18 protein-coding genes are annotated in these 17613 nt (G+C 66.5%); 7 read left to right on the top strand and 11 right to left on the bottom strand.

Annotated elements, in window-relative coordinates; translation table 11 throughout:
• Positions 1-38: 38 nt before the first annotated feature.
• Positions 39-689, top strand: coding sequence for a helix-turn-helix transcriptional regulator (locus JFY56_RS13895; protein WP_208314362.1), 651 nt, complete (start codon positions 39-41; stop codon positions 687-689).
• A gap of 7 nt (positions 690-696) precedes the next feature.
• On the opposite strand, the gene JFY56_RS13890 is transcribed toward JFY56_RS13895, so the two are convergent.
• The 4 genes from JFY56_RS13890 to JFY56_RS13875 all read right to left on the bottom strand — a co-directional run bounded on the left by JFY56_RS13890 (position 697) and on the right by JFY56_RS13875 (position 5265).
• Positions 697-1812 carry a dihydrolipoamide acetyltransferase family protein gene (locus JFY56_RS13890; protein ID WP_208314360.1) on the bottom strand — a complete coding sequence of 372 codons (1116 nt, stop codon included), beginning with the start codon at positions 1810-1812 and terminating at the stop codon, positions 697-699.
• A gap of 113 nt (positions 1813-1925) precedes the next feature.
• Complete coding sequence (locus JFY56_RS13885) at positions 1926-2918, bottom strand: alpha-ketoacid dehydrogenase subunit beta (RefSeq protein WP_208314358.1); 993 nt, start codon at positions 2916-2918, stop codon at positions 1926-1928.
• Positions 2911-4074: a pyruvate dehydrogenase (acetyl-transferring) E1 component subunit alpha gene (pdhA, locus tag JFY56_RS13880; protein WP_208314356.1), complete on the bottom strand. Its 1164-nt coding sequence runs from the start codon at positions 4072-4074 to the stop codon at positions 2911-2913. The genes JFY56_RS13885 and pdhA overlap by 8 nt, the downstream gene beginning before the upstream one ends.
• Before the next feature lie 171 nt (positions 4075-4245).
• Entirely contained in the window at positions 4246-5265 is a 1020-nt protein-coding gene (locus JFY56_RS13875; RefSeq protein ID WP_208314354.1) for a Leu/Phe/Val dehydrogenase, read from the bottom strand.
• Positions 5266-5429: 164 nt separating this feature from the next.
• Here JFY56_RS13875 and JFY56_RS13870 point away from each other — a divergent pair, with 164 nt between their 5' ends.
• Positions 5430-6236 carry a SirB1 family protein gene (locus JFY56_RS13870; RefSeq protein WP_208314353.1) on the top strand — a complete coding sequence of 269 codons (807 nt, stop codon included), beginning with the start codon at positions 5430-5432 and terminating at the stop codon, positions 6234-6236.
• 148 nt (positions 6237-6384) lie between these two features.
• Here JFY56_RS13870 and JFY56_RS13865 read toward each other — a convergent pair whose 3' ends face one another.
• Together JFY56_RS13865 and JFY56_RS13860 are read right to left on the bottom strand one after the other, a co-directional pair.
• On the bottom strand, positions 6385-6987 hold the full coding sequence (locus JFY56_RS13865; RefSeq protein ID WP_208314352.1) for a tRNA-uridine aminocarboxypropyltransferase: 603 nt from the start codon (positions 6985-6987) through the stop codon (positions 6385-6387).
• On the bottom strand, positions 6984-7880 hold the full coding sequence (locus JFY56_RS13860) for a LysR family transcriptional regulator (protein WP_208314351.1): 897 nt from the start codon (positions 7878-7880) through the stop codon (positions 6984-6986). Before JFY56_RS13860 ends, JFY56_RS13865 begins: the two co-directional genes overlap by 4 nt.
• Positions 7881-8157: 277 nt before the next feature.
• On the opposite strand from JFY56_RS13860, the gene speB reads away from it, so the two are divergent.
• From speB to JFY56_RS13840, 4 genes are all read left to right on the top strand, one after another.
• Positions 8158-9117 (top strand): agmatinase, encoded by a 960-nt coding sequence (gene speB, locus JFY56_RS13855; protein ID WP_208314350.1) that lies wholly within the window; start codon positions 8158-8160, stop codon positions 9115-9117.
• A gap of 145 nt (positions 9118-9262) precedes the next feature.
• Positions 9263-10642, top strand: a complete 1380-nt coding sequence (locus JFY56_RS13850; protein WP_208314349.1) for a sodium:solute symporter — start codon at positions 9263-9265, stop codon at positions 10640-10642.
• Between the two features lie 78 nt (positions 10643-10720).
• On the top strand, positions 10721-12322 hold the full coding sequence (locus JFY56_RS13845; RefSeq protein ID WP_208314348.1) for a 5-guanidino-2-oxopentanoate decarboxylase: 1602 nt from the start codon (positions 10721-10723) through the stop codon (positions 12320-12322).
• A 108-nt stretch (positions 12323-12430) separates the two neighbouring features.
• A complete protein-coding gene (locus JFY56_RS13840; RefSeq protein ID WP_208314347.1) occupies positions 12431-13156 on the top strand; it encodes an MBL fold metallo-hydrolase in 726 nt (241 codons plus the stop codon).
• A gap of 241 nt (positions 13157-13397) precedes the next feature.
• On the opposite strand, the gene JFY56_RS24620 is transcribed toward JFY56_RS13840, so the two are convergent.
• Positions 13398-13514, bottom strand: a complete 117-nt coding sequence (locus JFY56_RS24620; RefSeq protein ID WP_328824877.1) for a PA1414 family protein — start codon at positions 13512-13514, stop codon at positions 13398-13400.
• A 156-nt stretch (positions 13515-13670) separates the two neighbouring features.
• Positions 13671-14606 carry a DMT family transporter gene (locus JFY56_RS13835; protein ID WP_208314346.1) on the bottom strand — a complete coding sequence of 312 codons (936 nt, stop codon included), beginning with the start codon at positions 14604-14606 and terminating at the stop codon, positions 13671-13673.
• A gap of 230 nt (positions 14607-14836) precedes the next feature.
• Here JFY56_RS13835 and JFY56_RS13830 point away from each other — a divergent pair, with 230 nt between their 5' ends.
• Positions 14837-15322, top strand: coding sequence for an adenosine-specific kinase (locus JFY56_RS13830; RefSeq protein WP_208314344.1), 486 nt, complete (start codon positions 14837-14839; stop codon positions 15320-15322).
• On the opposite strand, the gene JFY56_RS13825 is transcribed toward JFY56_RS13830, so the two are convergent.
• The 3 genes from JFY56_RS13825 to JFY56_RS13815 form a co-directional block, all read right to left on the bottom strand.
• On the bottom strand, positions 15323-15532 hold the full coding sequence (locus tag JFY56_RS13825; RefSeq protein ID WP_208314343.1) for a DUF3079 domain-containing protein: 210 nt from the start codon (positions 15530-15532) through the stop codon (positions 15323-15325). It lies immediately after the preceding gene.
• Positions 15533-15641: 109 nt separating this feature from the next.
• Positions 15642-16292 carry a hypothetical protein gene (locus JFY56_RS13820; protein ID WP_208314341.1) on the bottom strand — a complete coding sequence of 217 codons (651 nt, stop codon included), beginning with the start codon at positions 16290-16292 and terminating at the stop codon, positions 15642-15644.
• Between the two features lie 128 nt (positions 16293-16420).
• Complete coding sequence (locus JFY56_RS13815; protein ID WP_208314339.1) at positions 16421-17602, bottom strand: vWA domain-containing protein; 1182 nt, start codon at positions 17600-17602, stop codon at positions 16421-16423.
• Positions 17603-17613 lie beyond the last annotated feature (11 nt).

Raw genomic sequence — 17613 nt, 5'->3', positions numbered from 1 at the left:
GGTCAGCGCAACCGAAATCCACCGCAGCGAGGTAAACGATGTTTCTCGGGCTAGGACGTACCCAGCAGGATTTGCTCTCCGCATTGCTGTATCGCCCGGATGGCATGAGCATCGACGAACTCGCCGAGCATCTGGGCGTGACCCGTACCGCCGTGCGCCAGCATCTTGCAGCACTGGAGCGCGACGGTCTGGTCGAGCGCGCCGCCACCCGTCCCACCGGCCGGCGTCCGCAGCAGCTGCACCAGCTCTCGGCACTCGGTCGCGAGCTGTTTCCCAAGCAGTATCAGTTGCTCGCCGACCTGTTGATCGGCGAGGTCGCCGAGCTGATCGGCCATGAACGGCTGGTGAAGATCATGCGCGACCTCGGGCGCAAACTGGCCGCCAGCATGGAACAGCAGAAGGTGGACGAACAACGCATCGCCAGCCACATGCAGCAGGCCGGCTACGAAGCGCAGATCATTGCGCACTCCTCCGGCGAAACGGAAATCGTCGCGTACAACTGCATCTTCCATCACCTGGCCAGCGCCCATCCGGAAATCTGCGAACTGGACCTGGCGCTGATCGGCAGTCTCGCCGGGCGCAACGTCGAACACCGCGAATGCATGCTGCGCGGCGGTACGGTGTGTCGTTTCAGGCTCTGGGACGAAACGCCGCCCACCGACAACGACGAGAAACCCGAAAGCGAGTGATGCCGGCCTACGCCTCCGGCGCCTCCAGTGCCTGCACCAGCGCCCTGAGGAAACGCGCCGCCTCGCCGCCGGTCACCGCGCGGTGATCGAAGCTCAGCGACAGGGGCAGGATCGGATGGATCGCCACCTGCCCTTCCCACGCCACCGGCTCCTCGCGGATGCCGCCGGCGCCGATGATCGCCACCTGCGGCGGCACCACGATGGGGCTGGCGTAGCGGCCGAACAGGGTGCCGAAGTTCGATAGCGTGAGGGTCGCACCGAGCATTTCCTGCGGCGGGATGGAGCGCGACTGCACATCGGCACGCAGCCGCGCCATGCCGCCCTTCAGGTCTTCCGCGCTGCGCCCGCCGACATTGCGCAGGACCGGCACGAACAGGCCGTCAGGGGTATCCACGGCGATACCGAGGTCGAGCTGTGCATGCTGGCGGATCGACAGCGAGGCGCCGTCGAACCAGCTGTTGAGCAGCGGCTCCACCTCGCAGGCGACGGCGATGGCCTGGGCCAGGCGGATCAGCGGATCGCGCGCGGAACCCCAGCGATGCAGGTCGGCGTCGCCGTGGATGGTCACCGGCACCACCTCGGCATGCGAGCGCGCCATGTTGATCGCCATGCTGCGCCGTACCCCGCGCAGGCGCTCGCCGCCGAAACTGTCGCGAGCGCTCTGCGCGGCGGCCTCGACATCAGCGCGAGTGATCAGGCCGGCCGCACCGCTGCCGCTCAGCCCGGCCAGCTCTACGCCCAATTGCCGGGCCAACTGGCGCACCGCCGGGGTCGCCCGTGGCGCCAGGTGCTCGCGGGTGGAAGGCGCCGCGCCGATGAAGAACTGGTCGGCCTGCACGCTCTCGCCGCCGCCCTCCAGCCGCCCCACCACAGTACCGGCATCGCTCGCCTCGCCTTCGTAGGCCACCAGCGGTTCGCCGACATGCAGGATGTCGCCCTCCGCGCCGAACAGCTTCACCAGCACGCCGTCATAGGGCGCCGGGATATCCACCAGCGCCTTGGCGGTCTCCACCGAAACCAGCAACTGGTCGGCCTTGACCCGCTCGCCGGCCTTGACGTGCCACTGGCTGATTTCTGCTTCCTGCAAGCCCTCGCCAAGGTCGGGCAGCTTGAAATATTTCATCGTCGATCTCCGTTACCGGCTGATTGCGATGTCTGTAGGAGCGAGCTCTGCTCGCGAAGCTTTTGAGTTGCCGGCGTTCGCGAGCAGAGCTCGCTCCTACATGAGGATTCCCCTCACGCATAGCTCAACGCCACCTCGCAGGCGGCCAGGATGTCCTCCACGCCCGGCATGTACAGCAGTTCCAGGCGGTACAGCGGCGGCGGGATGTCCGGCGCGCTGACCCGCTGGATCGGCGCCTGCAGGTCGAGCAGCGCGCGCTCGTAGAGGCTCGCGGCGATCTCCGCGCCCAGCGCGCAGCTCTTCGGCGCTTCGTGGACGATCACGCAGCGGCCGGTCTTGCGTACCGAGGCTTCCAGGGTGTCGAGGTCCAGCGGCTTGAGGCTGGCGACGTCGATCACCTCGGCGCCGATGCCGCGCTCGGCCAGGGCGCTGGCCGCCTGCAGCGTCTCGTGCACGCTGGCGCCCCAACTGATCAGCGTGATGTCGGAGCCTTCGCGCAGGGTGAAGCAGGTATCCAGCGGCAGGCGCTTGCCGTCGTCGACCAGCGGCTGCGGATTGACCCGGTACAGGCGGGTCGGTTCGAGGAAGATCACCGGGTCCGGATCGTCGATGGCCGCCAGCAGCAGGCCATAGGCCCGCGCCGGGGACGACGCGGCGATCACCCGCACGCCGGGGATATGCGCCAGCATCGCCTCGGTGGCCTCGCTGTGGTGCTCCGGCGCGCGGATGCCGGCGCCCATCGGCGTGCGCAGCACCAACGGGCAGCCCAGGCGGCCGCGTGTGCGGTTGCGCATGCGGCTGGCGTGGGACACCAGTTGCTCCATGGCCGCGTAGATGAAGCCCATGAACTGGATTTCCATCACCGGCTTCAGGCCCTGGGCGGCCATGCCGATGCTCAGGCCGGCTATCATGTTTTCCGCCAGCGGCGTGTCGAGCACCCGCTTGAAGCCGAAGCGGTCGCGCAGGCCGAGGGTGGCGCGGAACACGCCGCCGTTGACGCCGACGTCCTCGCCGAGCACCACCACGTTCTCGTCTTCGCTCATCGCCCGGTGCAGCGCCAGATTGACCGCTTCCAGCAGGCTGGCCTTGCCGTTGTTCTCAGGCATGGTGCAGTCCTCCCTTCTGCCCGCTGACCAGGCGCAGCCGCGGTTCTTCCGGCTTCGCCGCAGGCGCGGCGCTGGCGGCCTGGCGCCGGGCGATCCGCTCGGCGATCATCTCGCGCTGGTCATCCAGCGCCGCCGGCCACTTCGCGTAGACATGCTCGAACAGCGCGTCCGGCGCCTGCGCCTCCAGCGCCTCGAAGTTGTCCACCGCCTGCTGCACGCGCTGCTGGCATTCGGCGATCAGCGCCTGCTCGTGCTGCTCGTTCCACACGCCGTGGGCGGCGAGGAAGGCTTGCAGGCGCTTGACCGGCTCCTCACGCCAGGCCTGGCTGACCTCTTCCGCCGAACGGTAGCGGCTGGCGTCGTCCGCCGTGGTGTGGTCGCACAGGCGGTAGGTGATGCACTCCAGCAGCACCGGCCCCTTGCCCTGCCGCGCCCGCTCCAGCGCCCACTGCATGCGGTCGTACACCGCCAGCACGTCGTTGCCGTCCACCTGCTCGCCGTGGAGGCCGGCGCCGACCGCCTTCTGCGCCAGGGTCGGCGCGCCGCACTGGATGCGCCGCGGCACCGAGATCGCCCACTGGTTGTTGTTGACCACGAAGACCACCGGCAACTGCCAGGCGCCGGCGACATTCAGCGCTTCGAGGAAGTCGCCCTTGCTGGTGGCGCCGTCGCCGCAGGTGGTCACCGCGACGCGATGCTCGCCGCGAATCCTGAACGCCGTGGCGACGCCGCAGGCATGCAGGGCCTGGGTGGCGATCGGCACGCAGATCGGCAGGTCCTCGGCGCAGCCCGGATCGACGAAGGCGCTGCCGCGCTCGTCGCCGCCCCAGTAGAGGAGGATTTCCTCCATGCGCACGCCACGCAGGAACTGTGCGCCGATGTCCCGGTAATAGGGCACCAGCACGTCCTCGGCGCGCATCAGGCTGCCGACGGCGATGCCGATGGCTTCCTGGCCGAGAGTCGATGGATAGGTGCCGATGCGGCCGGTGCGTTGCATGGCCACTGCCTTCTGGTCGAACAGGCGGGTCAGCACCATTTGCCGGTACAGGCGGGTCAGCAGGTTGGAGTCGTCGGCCCAGGCGGGCAGTTCGCCGATCAGGCTGCCGTCGGGATCGAGGTAGCGGGTGAATGGCAGGTCGAGCTTGCTGTGCGGCATGACATCCCTCCTCCGCGCGCCGGATAGACACGCTGGTTGCACTCCCTCCGCTTGTGGCGGCGGGGCTCCGGCGTGCGGGGGTTGCCCGCTGCCGGTGCCGCGGCGGGCGCCGGTTCGGGCGCGTGCCGTGGTGATCCTTGCGAGGGCCCGGAATGCCGGGCTCTTCTTGCTTTAACTATAGAGGATGCGCTCGGCGATCATGTCGGCGACGCGTGCCGGCGAACTGTGCTCGGCCTGGGCGTGGGCATAGACCTCCGTCAGCCGGGTGGCGATCTGCGACAGGTGGCCGGTGATGGTCGGCAAGCTCTCGCCCTGGTGTTGCAGGGCGACATAGATCAGCCCGCCGGAGTTGATCACGTAGTCCGGTGCATAGAGGATGCCGCGCGCTTCCAGCTCGTCGGCCACTTCCGGTCGCGCCAACTGGTTGTTCGCCGCCCCGGCCACCGCCGAACAGCGCAGGTGGCTGACCACTTCCGAAGTCAGCACGCCGCCGAGCCCGCAGGGCGCGAGGATGTCGCACGGCGTGGTGAGCAGCGCCTCGTTGGCCACCGGATGCGCCCCCAGTTGCTCCACCGCGAGTTGTACCTTGCCTTCGTCCAGGTCGCTGACCAGCAGTTCCGCTCCCGCCGCCGCCAGATGTTCGGCCAGCGCGTAGCCGACGTGCCCGAGCCCCTGGATCGCCACGCGCAGTCCCTCCAGGTCGTCGCCGCCGAGCCGCGCCAGGGCGGTCGCGCGGATTCCGGAGAACACACCGAGAGCCGTGTGCGGCGACGGATCGCCGCCGCTGGTGGTGCTGGTGACGTGCTGGGTGTACTGGGCGATGCAGTCCATGTCGGCGCTCGACGTGCCGCTGTCCACCGCGGTGACATAGGCCCCCTTCAGCGACTCGATGACGCGGCCGAACGCCTCGAACAGGGCGCCGCGGTTATCCACATGCGGCGAGCGGATGATCACCGACTTGCCGCCGCCCTGGCGCAGCCCCGCCAGCGCGGCCTTGTAGCTCATGCCCTGGGCGAGGCGGATGGCGTCCTGCAGGGCAGCTTCCTCGTTCGGATAAGGCAGGTAGCGGCACCCGCCCAGCGCTGGGCCGAGGCGGGAACTGTGAATGGCGATGATGGCCTTGAGCCCGGTTGCCGGGTCCTGGGCGACGTGCAATGACTCGAGACGGCTGGCTTCCATCATGTCGAACATGGCGGCGCTCCCGTGGTGCTGCGGAGCCGATTGGCCGGCTCCCTCAGTATAGGCAGACAGTCCTCCAGCGCTATCGGCGCCGACGACCAGTCGGGCCGACGCTGCAAGATGCTGGACGAACACCGGCGCTATGGTTAAAACCGGAGTGTCAGCCGGAGAACGCCATGGATCCGCGCCAAGCCTGCCTTGCCTGCCTCGCCCAGGAGCCGCCCGCCCTGTTCGAGGCCGCGTTGTGGATAGCCGCCGAACACGAGCCGCAGATGCCGCCCGCGCAGGTTCGGCCGGCCCTCGACAGCCTGCTGCGACAGGTGCGGATCGACCTGCCGGAAGGCAACAGCGACGTGGAACGTGCGCAATGGCTGCTGCGCCGCATGAGCGGGCTGGGCTTCGCCGAGGACGACTACCCGCCGCAACCGCGCATCGCCCTGCTGCCACAGGTATTGCTGCGCCACCGCGGGCAACCGCTGTCGCTGGCCCTGATCGCCCTCGAACTGGCACGACAGCTGGATATTTCCCTGGCCGGGGTGAACTTCCCCGGACATTTCCTGCTGCGCGTTCCCGGCGCCGACCACCAGCTCGACCCGGTCACCGGCCGCCGCCTTTACGCACGCGACTGCCGCGACCTGCTGCTGCGCCACGCCGGACCGCAGGTCGAACTGCAGGCCAGTCATCTGCGCACCGCCACTCCGAGGGAAATGCTCCAGCGCCTGTCGCGCAACCTGCGCCAGCTGCACCTCGCCGCCGGCGAGCCGCTGGCCGGCCTGAAGGATGCCCAGCGCGTGCTCGAACTCGGCGAAGCGACGGCCAGCGACCACATTGCCCGCGCCGAACTCTACCACCTGCTCGACTGCCCGCAGGCCGAACGCTACGACCTCGAACGCGCCCTGCTGCTCAGCGACGACAACGCCGAACAACTGCGCCTGAGCCAGCGCCTGGCGGAGATCACCGTCGTTCGCCAGTCGCTGCATTGAAGCTGCCACCACGCGACCATGGTCTCCCCGTAGGTTGGCGCTGAGCAACGCGAAGCCCAACATCGCCATCGTTGGGCTTCACTGCGTTCAGCACCAACCTACGCGAGTTCTGGCCCAGCCACGTAGGTAGGATGCAAGACAGTTGCTCCTACGGGCCATCGCCATGATTGCGCCGATAGGTCTCTTCCCCCATCGCCGCGATCTGCCCGTCGATCAGCGCCTCGAACGGCCGTAGCAGCGCATCGAAATTCGCCGGCGCCTCCAGCGCATTCAGCGCATGCACCACCGCCTCGATGGTCGATAGCGCACCCTCGGCCGGTGCCTTGCGCAGGCGGTAGCGCGAACCAAGGCCTTCCGGCAGCACCACCCGTGGCAGCGCCGCCAGTTCGGGATTCACATGCAGCAGCTTGCGCGCCTTGCGCCAGGTGCCGTCGGGGACGATCAGCAGGCATGGCTCGGCGACGCTGCGTTCCGCCAGTTCGGCCAGGCTCTGTGCCCGTTCGCCAGGGAACAGCAAACACGGTCGGCAACCCGGGCGTTGCCAGTCCTGCGACTCGAAGCGTTCGCCGACCAGCAGCTCGGCATTCTCCAGCCCCAGCACCGCCAACCGCGCGGTATTCAGCGCATGGCCGACCTCGCTCGGGTGCTGCAGGATCAGCACCCGCGTGCGGCTGTCCAGGCTCGGGATCAGCGCGCACAGGCAATGCGCGACGGGTCGCTCGCAACGCGGACAGCGTGGCCGGGCGCTCATGCCTTCTCCGGCTGCGTGCGCAGCAGGTCGCGGAAGTTCTGGATCAGCGGCTCCCGCGAGCGGCCGCGGCGGAGGATCAGCGAGAACGGCGCCTGGTAGCCGAAGGTCGCCGGCAACAACGCACGCAGACGGCCCTGATCGACCCACGGATGCGCGTAGTGCTCCGGCAGATAGCCGATGTAGCCGCCGGAAAGGATCAGGATCAGCTGCGCCTCCATGCTTTCCACCGTCGCCGCGCTGTGCTTGAAGCCGTGACGCGCCAGCTCCGCCTGGCTCCAGTAGCCGCGCCCGACCATGCGCTGCTGGGTGATCACTTCGGCGGGAGTCCTGCGCCCTTCGAACAGCGGATGGCGGTCGCTGCAGTACAGCCAGTGCTGCTCGCGGTACAGCGGCTGGTAGACCAGGCCGTTCATGCGATTGAAGAACGAACCGATGGCCAGGTCCAGGCGGTTGTCCAGCACCGCCAGCTGCAGTTCGTAGGGGCTCTGGACCTGCAGGTGCAGGTGCACCGCCGGGTGCAGGCTGCTGAAGACTCCGATTACGTCGGCCAGCGGCAGCGCCGGATCGCTCACCGTGGAATCGAGTACGCCGAGGTTGAGCGTGCCGCGCAGTTCGCCCTTGAGCGTCGCGGCATAGCGCTCGAAGCCTTCCAGCTCTTCGAGGATGCGCAGGGTTTCCTGGTGGAACAGCTCGCCCTTGCTGGTCAGGCTGAAACCGCCGCGCCCACGATGGCAAAGGACGATGCCGAGCTGGCTTTCCAGCTGGCTCATGTAGGTGCTGATCGCCGAGGTGGACAGGTTGAGCTCCTGCTGCGCGGCGGCGAAACCCTGGTTGCGCACGATACAGGCGAAGATGCGCAGGAGTTTCAGATCGGGCAGTGCGCTGGCGCTCATGAAGTCTCCCGGTGAATTGAACATGTAGGTTGGTGCTGAGCCTGCGAAGCCCAACGGCGCTGGCACGTTGGGCTTCGCTGCGCTCAGCGCCAACCTACGCCCCTGCCCAACCTACACCCTGGACGGGGCGCGCAGTGTAGCCATGGCGATTAGTTTAGAAAACTCTGAACTGATTATTTGTAGCCAGCGATTCTTCCCGCTACCCACCCTGAAGAAAATCCGGCCTCAGTAGCGAAACGCTATCCCGATAAAAAGATTACCTGCGTGAGGCCTCCCCATGGACAAGAAGCTCCATCAACCCCTGGGCGGAAACGAAATGCCGCGATTCGGCGGCATCGCCACCATGATGCGCCTGCCGCACATCCAGTCCCCCGAAGAACTCAACGAGCTGGATGCCGCCTTCGTCGGCGTGCCGCTCGACATCGGCACCTCCCTGCGTTCCGGCACCCGCTTCGGCCCGCGTGAAATCCGCGCCGAATCGGTGATGATCCGTCCGTACAACATGGCCACCGGCGCCGCGCCGTTCGACTCGCTGAACGTGGCCGACATCGGCGACGTGGCGATCAACACCTTCAACCTGCTGGAAGCCGTGCGCATCATCGAGGAGGCCTACGACAAGATCCTCGATCACGGCATCGTCCCGATCACCCTCGGCGGCGACCACACCATCACCCTGCCGATCCTGCGCGCCATCCACAAGAAGCACGGCAAGGTCGGCCTGGTCCACATCGACGCCCATGCGGACGTCAACGACCACATGTTCGGCGAGAAGATCGCCCACGGCACCACCTTCCGCCGCGCAGTGGAAGAAGGTCTGCTGGACTGCGACCGTGTGGTGCAGATCGGCCTGCGCGCCCAGGGCTACACCGCCGAGGACTTCAACTGGAGCCGCAAGCAGGGCTTCCGCGTGGTGCAGGCCGAAGAGTGCTGGCACAAGTCGCTGGAACCGCTGATGGCCGAAGTCCGCGAGAAGGTCGGCGGCGGCCCGGTCTACCTGTCCTTCGACATCGACGGCATCGACCCGGCCTGGGCGCCCGGCACCGGCACCCCGGAAATCGGCGGCCTGACCACCATCCAGGCGATGGAAATCATCCGCGGCTGCCAGGGCCTCGACCTGATCGGCTGCGACCTCGTCGAAGTCTCCCCGCCCTACGACACCACCGGCAACACCTCGCTGCTCGGCGCCAACCTGCTCTACGAAATGCTCTGCGTGCTGCCCGGCGTTCAGCGCCGCTGAGCCGTCCAGGCGCGCATCCATCGATGCGCGCCGGCAATCCGAATACCCGTAGCACCTTCATCGGAGCGGCCGCCGCCGGTCCGATGGCCCACCGCCCGCGGTCCCGGGGCGGCAACAATTACAATCAGCGTGTGAGGAGCCGATCATGGCCTTGGATATATTCGTCGTTCTGATTTATGCCGCCGGCATGCTTCTGCTGGGCTGGTACGGCATGCGCCGCGCCAAGAGCCATGAGGAATTCCTGGTAGCCGGCCGCAACCTCGGCCCGTCGTTCTACATGGGCACCATGGCCGCCACCGTGCTCGGCGGCGCCTCCACCGTGGGTACCGTGCGCCTCGGCTACGTCCACGGCATCTCCGGCTTCTGGCTGTGCGCCGCGCTGGGCGCGGGCATCGTCGTGCTCAACCTGTTCCTTGCCAAGCCGCTGCTGAAGCTGCGCATCTTCACCGTCACCCAGGTGCTGGAGCGTCGCTACAACCCGATGGCCCGCCAGGCCAGCGCGGTGATCATGTTCGCCTACGCGCTGATGATCGGCGTGGTTTCCACCCTCGCCATCGGCACCGTCATGCAGGTGCTGTTCGGCATGCCGTTCTGGGCTGCCGTGCTGCTCGGCGGCGGCGTCGTGGTGATCTACTCGACCATTGGCGGCATGTGGTCGCTGACCCTGACCGATATCGTGCAGTTCATCATCAAGACCGTCGGCCTGATGTTCCTGCTGCTGCCGATCTGCCTGTACCGCGTCGGCGGCTGGGACGAACTGGTCGCCAAGCTGCCGGAAGCCGCGTTCAAGTTCAGCACCATCGGCTACGACACCATCATCACCTACTTCCTGATCTACTTCTTCGGCATCCTGATCGGCCAGGACATCTGGCAGCGCGTGTTCACCGCCCGCAGCGAGGGCGTGGCCAAGTACGCCGGCACCGTCGCCGGCATCTACTGCGTGATCTACGGGCTGGTCGGCGCGCTGATCGGCATGTGCGCCAAGGTGCTGCTGCCGGAACTGGACAACGTCAACAACGCCTTCGCCGCCATCGTCCAGGCTTCGCTGCCGGACGGCATCCGCGGCCTGGTGATCGCCGCCGCCCTGGCCGCGATGATGTCCACCGCCAGCGCCGGCCTGCTCGCCGCGTCCACCACAATCACCGAAGACCTTCTGCCGCGCCTGCGTGGCGGCAGGGAATCCAGCCTGGGCACCAGCCGCCTGTTCACCGCCCTCACCGGTGTGCTGGTACTGGCCATCGCCCTGGTGGTGAACGACGTGATCAGCGCCCTGACTCTGGCCTACAACCTGCTGGTAGGCGGCATGCTGATTCCGCTGATCGGCGCCATCTACTGGAAACGCGCCACCACCGCCGGCGCCATCACCAGCATGACTCTGGGCTTCATCACCGCGCTGGTGTTCATGCTCAAGGACGGTTTCGACGCCAACACGCCGATCTACTACAGCCTGGCCGTCGGCCTAGTCAGCTTCGTCGTGGTCAGCCTGCTGTCGCGCCGCCCGGTGGCGGTCGCCAGCGCAGTCTGATCGCTGCATCGGTAAAAGGGGGCGCGGAGACAGGTTCTTCGCGCCCTTTTCATTCATAGCGAATTTCAAGGAACTGCCATGACCACCTGCGGCGAATTCCTCGTCAAGCAACTCGAAGCCTGGGGCGTCGACACCGTGTTCGGCATCCCCGGCGTGCACACCGTCGAGCTCTATCGCGGCCTGCCGCACAGCGGCATCCGCCACATCACCCCGCGCCACGAACAGGGCGCCGGCTTCATGGCCGACGGCTATGCGCGCGTCACCGGCAAGCCGGGCGTGTGCTTCATCATCACCGGCCCGGGGATGACCAACATCCTCACCGCCATGGGCCAGGCCTACGCCGACTCGATCCCGATGCTGGTGATCTCCAGCGTCAACGAGCGCTCGCGCCTCGGCCACGGCAATGGCTACCTGCACGAACTGCCCAACCAGCGCGCGATGACCGCCGGAGTCACCGCCTTCAGCCACACGCTGATGAGCGTGGAACAGTTGCCGGCCGTGCTGGCCCGCGCCTTCGCCGTGTTCGACAGCGAACGCCCGCGCCCGGTGCACATCGAACTGCCGCTGGACATCATCACCGCGCCGGCCGACCACCTGAAGATCCAGCCGCGCGTGCACCTGCCACGTCCGGCCCCTGCACTGGCGCAACTGCGCGAAGCGGCGACCAGGCTGCGTGCCGCGAAAAAACCGCTGCTGCTGCTCGGCGGTGGCTGCGTCGAAGCCCAGGCCGAAGCCCGTGCCCTGGCCGCCGCGCTGGACGCACCGACCGCGCTGACCATCAACGCCAAGGGCCTGCTGCAGCCGGAGCATCCGCTGCTGATCGGCAGCAACCAGTCGCTGGTGCCGGTGCGTGAACTGGCCGAGGAAGCCGACGTGGTGCTGGCCATCGGCACCGAACTGGGCGAGACCGATTACGACGTGGTATTCGACGGCAACTTCCGCATCGGCGGCGAACTGATCCGAATCGACATCGATCCGCAGCAACTGGTACGCAACTTCGTACCGAGCATCGCCATCCACAGCGACGCCCGCCTCGCCATGCGCGTGCTGCTGGCCGAACTGCCGGCCGCCGAAGCCCGTGTGGACAGTCCCGGCGCACAGCGCGCGGCCAAGGTGCGCGCGCAACTGGCGGAGGATTTCAGCGGCTGGGCGCACTACCGCGCGCTGTTCGACTGCATCCTCGAAGCACTGCCGGATGCCCGCTTCGTCGGCGACTCCACGCAGACCGTGTACAGCGGCAACCATCTGGTCGAACTGGACGGCGCGCGCCGCTGGTTCAACGCTTCCACCGGCTACGGCACCCTCGGCTACGGCCTGCCGGCAGCCATCGGCGCCAGGCTCGGCGATCCGTCGCGCCCGGTGATCAGCCTGATGGGCGACGGCGGCCTGCAGTTCACCATGACCGAACTGGCCAGCGCGGTGGAGGCGAAGGTCGGCATCGTCGTGCTGCTGTGGAACAACCACGGCTATGGTGAGATCAAGCGCTACATGCAGCGCCGCGACATCACCCCGCTGGGTGTGGATATCTACACCCCGGACTTCCTCGCCATCGCCCGCGGTTTCGGCTGCGCCGCCGAGCGCGCCCGCGACTACACGCACCTGCAGGAGCTGCTGCGCAACGCGCCAAGCGACCGGCCGCTGATCGTCGAAGTGATGGAAACGGCGCCGTTCGCGCCATGATCCAAACGTAGGTTGGCGCTGAGCTTGCGAAGCCCAACGGTGCCACAGCTCGGCAGATGTTGGGCTTCACTGCGTTCAGCGCCAACCTACGGGCATGAGGAGGGGTCAATGAAAATCGTCACCCGCGACCGCTGGTTCGAGATCCGCCACTGCTACGACGGCGTCAGCCTGATCCACGAGCCGTACATCCGCCCCTTCTACCGCTGCAACATGTGGCATATCCAGGGCCGTGACCGTGACATGCTGATCGACAGCGGCTCCGGCCTGGTCAGCCTGCGCGAGCAACTGCCCTGGCTCACCGAGCGCCCGCTGCTGGCGGTCGCCAGCCATACCCATTTCGACCATATCGCCGGCCACCACGAATTTTCCGAGCGCCTGGTGCATCCCGCCGAAGCGGAAATCCTCGCCGCTCCCGACAACCGGAGCACCCTGGCCGACCTGTGCATCGGCGACGACATGTTCGATGCCCATCCGGATTGTCCGCTGTGCTACGCGGAATACGCCGTGAAGGCCGCCCCGGCGACCCGTACCATCGACGAAGGTGACGTGCTCGACCTCGGCGACCGCGTGCTGCAGGTGCTGCACACCCCCGGTCACTCGCCGGGCGGCATCAGCCTGTGGGAAGCGGCGACGCAGACGCTATTCTCCGGCGACATCGTCTACGACGGCCCGCTGGTGGAAGATGCCTATCACTCGAATCTGGACGATTACGCGAAGAGCCTGGAACGCCTGCGCGAGCTGCCGGTGCGCACCGTGCATGGCGGGCACTTTCCGAGTTTCTCAGGGGAGCGGTTGCGGGAAATGATCGACGAGTGGTTGAAGGCGCACGGCTGAACCTTTACGCGCCATGGCTGCATGGGTATCGCTTCGCTCAACCCATCCTACGGTGCTGCATAACTACGCGGCTGTGCCAGAGCCCAACGATGGCGATGTTGGGCTTCGCGTTGCTCAGCGCCAACCTACGGTGGGCATTGCAGCCCGTAGAGACCACACCATGCCCGCGAAAAATCAGCTGCCCAAAACGCAACCTGCCCGCATATAGCAGGCAGGAAGTCGACGTTGGTACAGCTAGATATCAGCAGCGGCGGCGCTGCTCTTCGGTGGGGATTGGGATGGGTTGCAACCGCGGAGGCTCGATCAGACCGAGCGTGACTCCGATTTTCCACGCCAGAACTTGCAGCCAGAGTTTCATGGTTGACCCCCTTTGGAGGAGAGGAAGTGGGTGGCCCCTTTCTTAAGAAAGGGGCCACCCTCGGAAAGAATAGCCCGGCGTCCCACTCTCCGCCCGTGCCACTCATTCCTTGCAACAAAGCTTACGTGCTCCCCAGCCCCGGCCGGCTGACCTGAATCAAGCCCGCCCCACCTTGCCGCGAATCAGACGGAGTACCCATTGCTCGCTGCTGACCAGGGTTATCCCCAGCAGAACCAGCACTGCTCCGGCGATGAAGTTCAGGCTCAGCGGCTCGTCGAGTAACAAGACGCCGAAGGTAACGCCGAACAATGGGGTCATGAAGGAGAACACCGCCAGGTTGGACGCCAGGTAGCGGCGCAACAGCCAGAACCAGGCGAAGTAGCTGATGAACGACACCATCACGCCCTGGAACAGCACGCTGGAGACGCCCCTTGGCGTCAGGTTCACCTTTTCGACCTCCCCCGTTGCCAGCGCCACCAGCAACAGCAGGATCGCAGCGACGAACAGCTGGTAGAACAGCGTCAGCGTCGGCGGCGCTTCCGACAGCCGGGTAGTGCGCACGACGACGGTGGTGAAGCCCCAGGCCATGCCGCCGAGCACACCGAGGGCATCGCCGAGCAGCATGTGACGGTCCATGCCGGCGAAGTCCATGGCGCCGCCGAAGGCCACGACGATGCCGGCGAAGCAGACGCCGATACCCAGCCACTGCAGCGGACGCAGGCGCTCACTGGGCAGCAGAAAATGCAGGCCGAGGGCGGAGAAGATCGGTGCGGTATAGAGGAACACCGCCATGTGCGAGGCCGTGGTGTATTCCAGCCCCCAGGCGATGAACAGGAACTCCAGGGCGAACAGCACGCCCGCGGCCAGTCCGGCCGGCAGCGTGCCCTGCCGCAGCCCTTCCCAGCCGCCGCGCCAGCACATCAGCAGGCCGACCAGCACAGCGGCGATGGCCGAGCGACCGACCGCCTGCATGATCGGCACGATGTCCGCCGCCGCCATCTTGATCGCCACCTGCTGCAGCCCCCAGATCACGCAGAGCACCAGCATCAGTTGCAGGACGAAGCCGTCGGCCCCCTTGCGTGGCGCGCTCATGGGCACCTCGACGGTATCGCTGGCAGGGAATGGATTGTCGCTTCCATGGCAAGACTCGGCAGTGAAGGCGAGCGCCAGACGCGCCCGCAAAATGAATGCCGGTGATTATCCCCGCCCGGCGCCCATCGGTGCCAACGGAATTCCGACATCGACAGCCCCGTGACCGGCAATCCAGGCGGCTGCCTAAAAGCAGTGGCTATGCTTTTCAGGCGGCGGATGGAGGAAAGGCGATGCTACTCACCACGATCAAGATCAATAAGCCGGAAGACACCAACTTCATCCTCGGCCAGACGCACTTCATCAAGACGGTCGAGGACATCCACGAAGCCCTGGTCGGTGCCGTGCCCGGCATCAGGTTCGGCCTGGCCTTCTGCGAAGCGTCGGGGAAATGCCTGGTGCGCTGGTCCGGGACCGACAGCGCGATGATCGAACTGGCGCAGAAGAATGCCCAGGCCATCGGCGCGGGCCATTCCTTCATCGTCTTCCTCGGCGACGGCTTCTACCCGCTGAACGTCCTCAACACCCTGAAGATGGTGCCCGAGGTGTGCCGCATCTATTGCGCCACCGCCAACCCCACCGAAGTGCTGGTCGCGGAGACGGACCAGGGGCGCGGCATCCTCGGCGTGGTGGATGGATTCAGTCCGAAGGGGATCGAGGGCGACGACGACATCAACTGGCGCAAGGGCCTGCTGCGGCAGATCGGCTACAAGCTGTAGTCAGCGGGGCGGGTTCTCCGCTCCCGGCAGCTCCACCGGTTCCAGCCCCCAGTCGCCCATCTCGTACCAGTCCTCGCCGAGGGTTTCGCTCGGGTGCATGGTGCGGTCGGCGCCGTTGCCGCAGGCCAGAGAGTTCGCCGGGCAGTATCGGTCGCAACCCCAGCAGATACGCTCGGGATGCTTCGGTTGCAGGGGAAACTTCTTGGCCATGATCGGTGCCCTGTAGTGGTCCAGTAGCACCTGCAAGGCTAATCGACGCCGATCCGGGAACCATTGACCTCAGGCAGGCCGGCCGGAACCAGCCTGCCCGGTTCGTCGGTCAGTCCGTCGCGAAGCAGTAGAACAGCCCCGCCCCGCCGGTGGCGGCGAGCGCCTCGCTGCTGCAGCCGCGCGAGGGGTGCGAGGAGTTCCACGACTTGGCCGGCGCATCGTCGCGCAGGCCAATGCGGTCGTGGTGGCCGACCTGGGCGACGCCTTCGCCGCTGTTGGTCCAGTTGCCGCAGGTATGGTCGGCGTCATCGGTGAACGCCGTGCCGTCGGGCTGCGAGCCGGTGAGCATGTCATGCATGTTCGGCGTATCGCCGCGGCCCTTGATCTCCTGCCCGTGCTCATCCAGCGCGGTCTGCTTGTTCAGGTTGTTCTCGCCGTGCAACTGCGCGAGATCCTTGGCGATGACCACGCCCTTGGCGTTCTGCCATGGCCCATTGCCGATGCGGTCACGGGCGTTCACCGCGGCGGCTCCGTCGGCAGCGCTGGCACTGAGATAGGCGCGCCAGGTGTGCTTGCCCGCGCCGCCGGAAGCGCCTAGTTCCTGGCAGAACTTGTCGGCGCCGGCCAGGCCGCCAAGATCGGCGCCCTTGCCCGGGCCATGGCTGGTGATGAAGAAGGTCATGTCGGCCTGGCTGGCGAAACTGCAGGTCAGCGCCAGCAGGGCCGCAGGTACGGCGAGGGTGAGAGTCGACTTGCGCATGGTAGTCCTCCTGCAGGAAAACACCCCCAGTTGGAATGCTTGAGCCTAGACCCGTGCCCCGGGTACGGCCAGAAACGAAAACGCCCCCGGGGAATACCCTCGGGGGCGTCGATCGGAACCAGCCGGCTTCAGCCGCGGGAGAGGAAGCGCATGCCCTCTTCCAGCCCGGACAGCGTCAGCGGATACATCTGATCCTTGATCAGTTCCCGCACGATCCCGGTAGATGTCGTGTAGTTCCACGAATCTTTCGGATACGGGTTGATCCAGATGAGCTTCTTGTACTTCTCCATGAAGCGCTGCATCCAGACGTAGCCGGCTTCCTCGTTCCAGTGCTCGACGCTGCCGCCGGCCTGGGTGATCTCGTAGGGCGCCATGGTCGCGTCGCCGACGAAGACGATCTTCCAGTCCGGCCCGTACTTGTGCAGCAGGTCGAAGGTGGCGGTGCGTTCGCTGGTGCGGCGCAGGTTGTTCTTCCACACCGATTCGTAGATGAAGTTGTGGAAGTAGTAGTACTCGATATGTTTGAACTCGGTCTTGCACGCCGAGAACAGTTCCTCGCAGACCTTCACGTGGGCGTCCATGGAGCCGCCGATATCCAGCAGCAGCAGGAGCTTCACGGTGTTGCGCCGTTCCGGGCGCATCTGGATGTTGAGCAGGCCGGCGTCCTTGGCGGTGTGGTCGATGGTGCCGTCGATATCCAGCTCTTCCGCCGCGCCTTCGCGGGCGAACTTGCGCAGGCGGCGCAGGGCGATCTTGATATTGCGCGTGCCCAGTTCGACCTGGTCGTCGAGGTTCTTGTACTCGCGCTGGTCCCAGACCTTCACCGCCCGGCCCTGGCGCTTGCCGGCATCACCGACGCGGATGCCTTCCGGGTTGAAGCCACCGGAGCCGAACGGGCTGGTGCCGCCGGTACCGATCCACTTGCTGCCGCCGGCGTGGCGCTCCTTCTGCTCTTCGAGGCGCTTCTTGAACGCCTCGATCAGCTTGTCCAGGCCGCCGAGGGACTTGATCTGCGCCTTTTCCTCGTCGGTCAGCATGCGCTCGAACTCCTTGCGCAGCCATTCCTCGGGGATCAGGGCCTTGAGATGGTCGTCGAGCTTCTCCAGACCCTTGAAGTAGGCGGCGAAGGCACGGTCGAACTTATCGAAGTGGCGCTCGTCCTTCACCATGATGGTGCGGGCGAGGTAATAGAACTCGTCCATGTCGGCGAACACCACGCGGTGCTTCAGCGCGTCCATCAGATCGAGCAGCTCGCGCACCGACACCGGTACCTTGGCCGCGCGCATTTCGTTGAACAGGTTGAGCAGCATGGCTGCGTCCT

It is taken from the genome of Pseudomonas schmalbachii, from assembly GCF_017589465.1.
Taxonomy (GTDB): Bacteria; Pseudomonadota; Gammaproteobacteria; order Pseudomonadales; family Pseudomonadaceae; genus Pseudomonas; species Pseudomonas schmalbachii.
The sequence above is the reverse complement of the archived record's forward strand: the minus strand, read 5'-3'. Positions and strand labels throughout refer to the sequence as shown.

Excerpts from the sequence above, each read along its gene's own strand:
- JFY56_RS13890 (WP_208314360.1), bottom strand. The coding sequence starts at position 1,812 with ATGAAATATTTCAAGCTGCCCGACCTTGGCGAGGGCTTGCAGGAAGCA.
- JFY56_RS13830 (WP_208314344.1), top strand. The coding sequence starts at position 14,837 with ATGCTACTCACCACGATCAAGATCAATAAGCCGGAAGACACCAACTTC.
- JFY56_RS13825 (WP_208314343.1), bottom strand. The coding sequence starts at position 15,532 with ATGGCCAAGAAGTTTCCCCTGCAACCGAAGCATCCCGAGCGTATCTGC.
- speB (WP_208314350.1), top strand. The coding sequence starts at position 8,158 with ATGGACAAGAAGCTCCATCAACCCCTGGGCGGAAACGAAATGCCGCGA.
- JFY56_RS13845 (WP_208314348.1), top strand. The coding sequence starts at position 10,721 with ATGACCACCTGCGGCGAATTCCTCGTCAAGCAACTCGAAGCCTGGGGC.
- JFY56_RS24620 (WP_328824877.1), bottom strand. The coding sequence starts at position 13,514 with ATGAAACTCTGGCTGCAAGTTCTGGCGTGGAAAATCGGAGTCACGCTC.
- JFY56_RS13835 (WP_208314346.1), bottom strand. The coding sequence starts at position 14,606 with ATGAGCGCGCCACGCAAGGGGGCCGACGGCTTCGTCCTGCAACTGATG.
- pdhA (WP_208314356.1), bottom strand. The coding sequence starts at position 4,074 with ATGCCGCACAGCAAGCTCGACCTGCCATTCACCCGCTACCTCGATCCC.
- JFY56_RS13895 (WP_208314362.1), top strand. The coding sequence starts at position 39 with ATGTTTCTCGGGCTAGGACGTACCCAGCAGGATTTGCTCTCCGCATTG.
- JFY56_RS13820 (WP_208314341.1), bottom strand. The coding sequence starts at position 16,292 with ATGCGCAAGTCGACTCTCACCCTCGCCGTACCTGCGGCCCTGCTGGCG.
- JFY56_RS13870 (WP_208314353.1), top strand. The coding sequence starts at position 5,430 with ATGGATCCGCGCCAAGCCTGCCTTGCCTGCCTCGCCCAGGAGCCGCCC.
- JFY56_RS13850 (WP_208314349.1), top strand. The coding sequence starts at position 9,263 with ATGGCCTTGGATATATTCGTCGTTCTGATTTATGCCGCCGGCATGCTT.
- JFY56_RS13865 (WP_208314352.1), bottom strand. The coding sequence starts at position 6,987 with ATGAGCGCCCGGCCACGCTGTCCGCGTTGCGAGCGACCCGTCGCGCAT.
- JFY56_RS13885 (WP_208314358.1), bottom strand. The coding sequence starts at position 2,918 with ATGCCTGAGAACAACGGCAAGGCCAGCCTGCTGGAAGCGGTCAATCTG.
- JFY56_RS13815 (WP_208314339.1), bottom strand. The coding sequence starts at position 17,602 with ATGCTGCTCAACCTGTTCAACGAAATGCGCGCGGCCAAGGTACCGGTG.
- JFY56_RS13875 (WP_208314354.1), bottom strand. The coding sequence starts at position 5,265 with ATGTTCGACATGATGGAAGCCAGCCGTCTCGAGTCATTGCACGTCGCC.
- JFY56_RS13840 (WP_208314347.1), top strand. The coding sequence starts at position 12,431 with ATGAAAATCGTCACCCGCGACCGCTGGTTCGAGATCCGCCACTGCTAC.
- JFY56_RS13860 (WP_208314351.1), bottom strand. The coding sequence starts at position 7,880 with ATGAGCGCCAGCGCACTGCCCGATCTGAAACTCCTGCGCATCTTCGCC.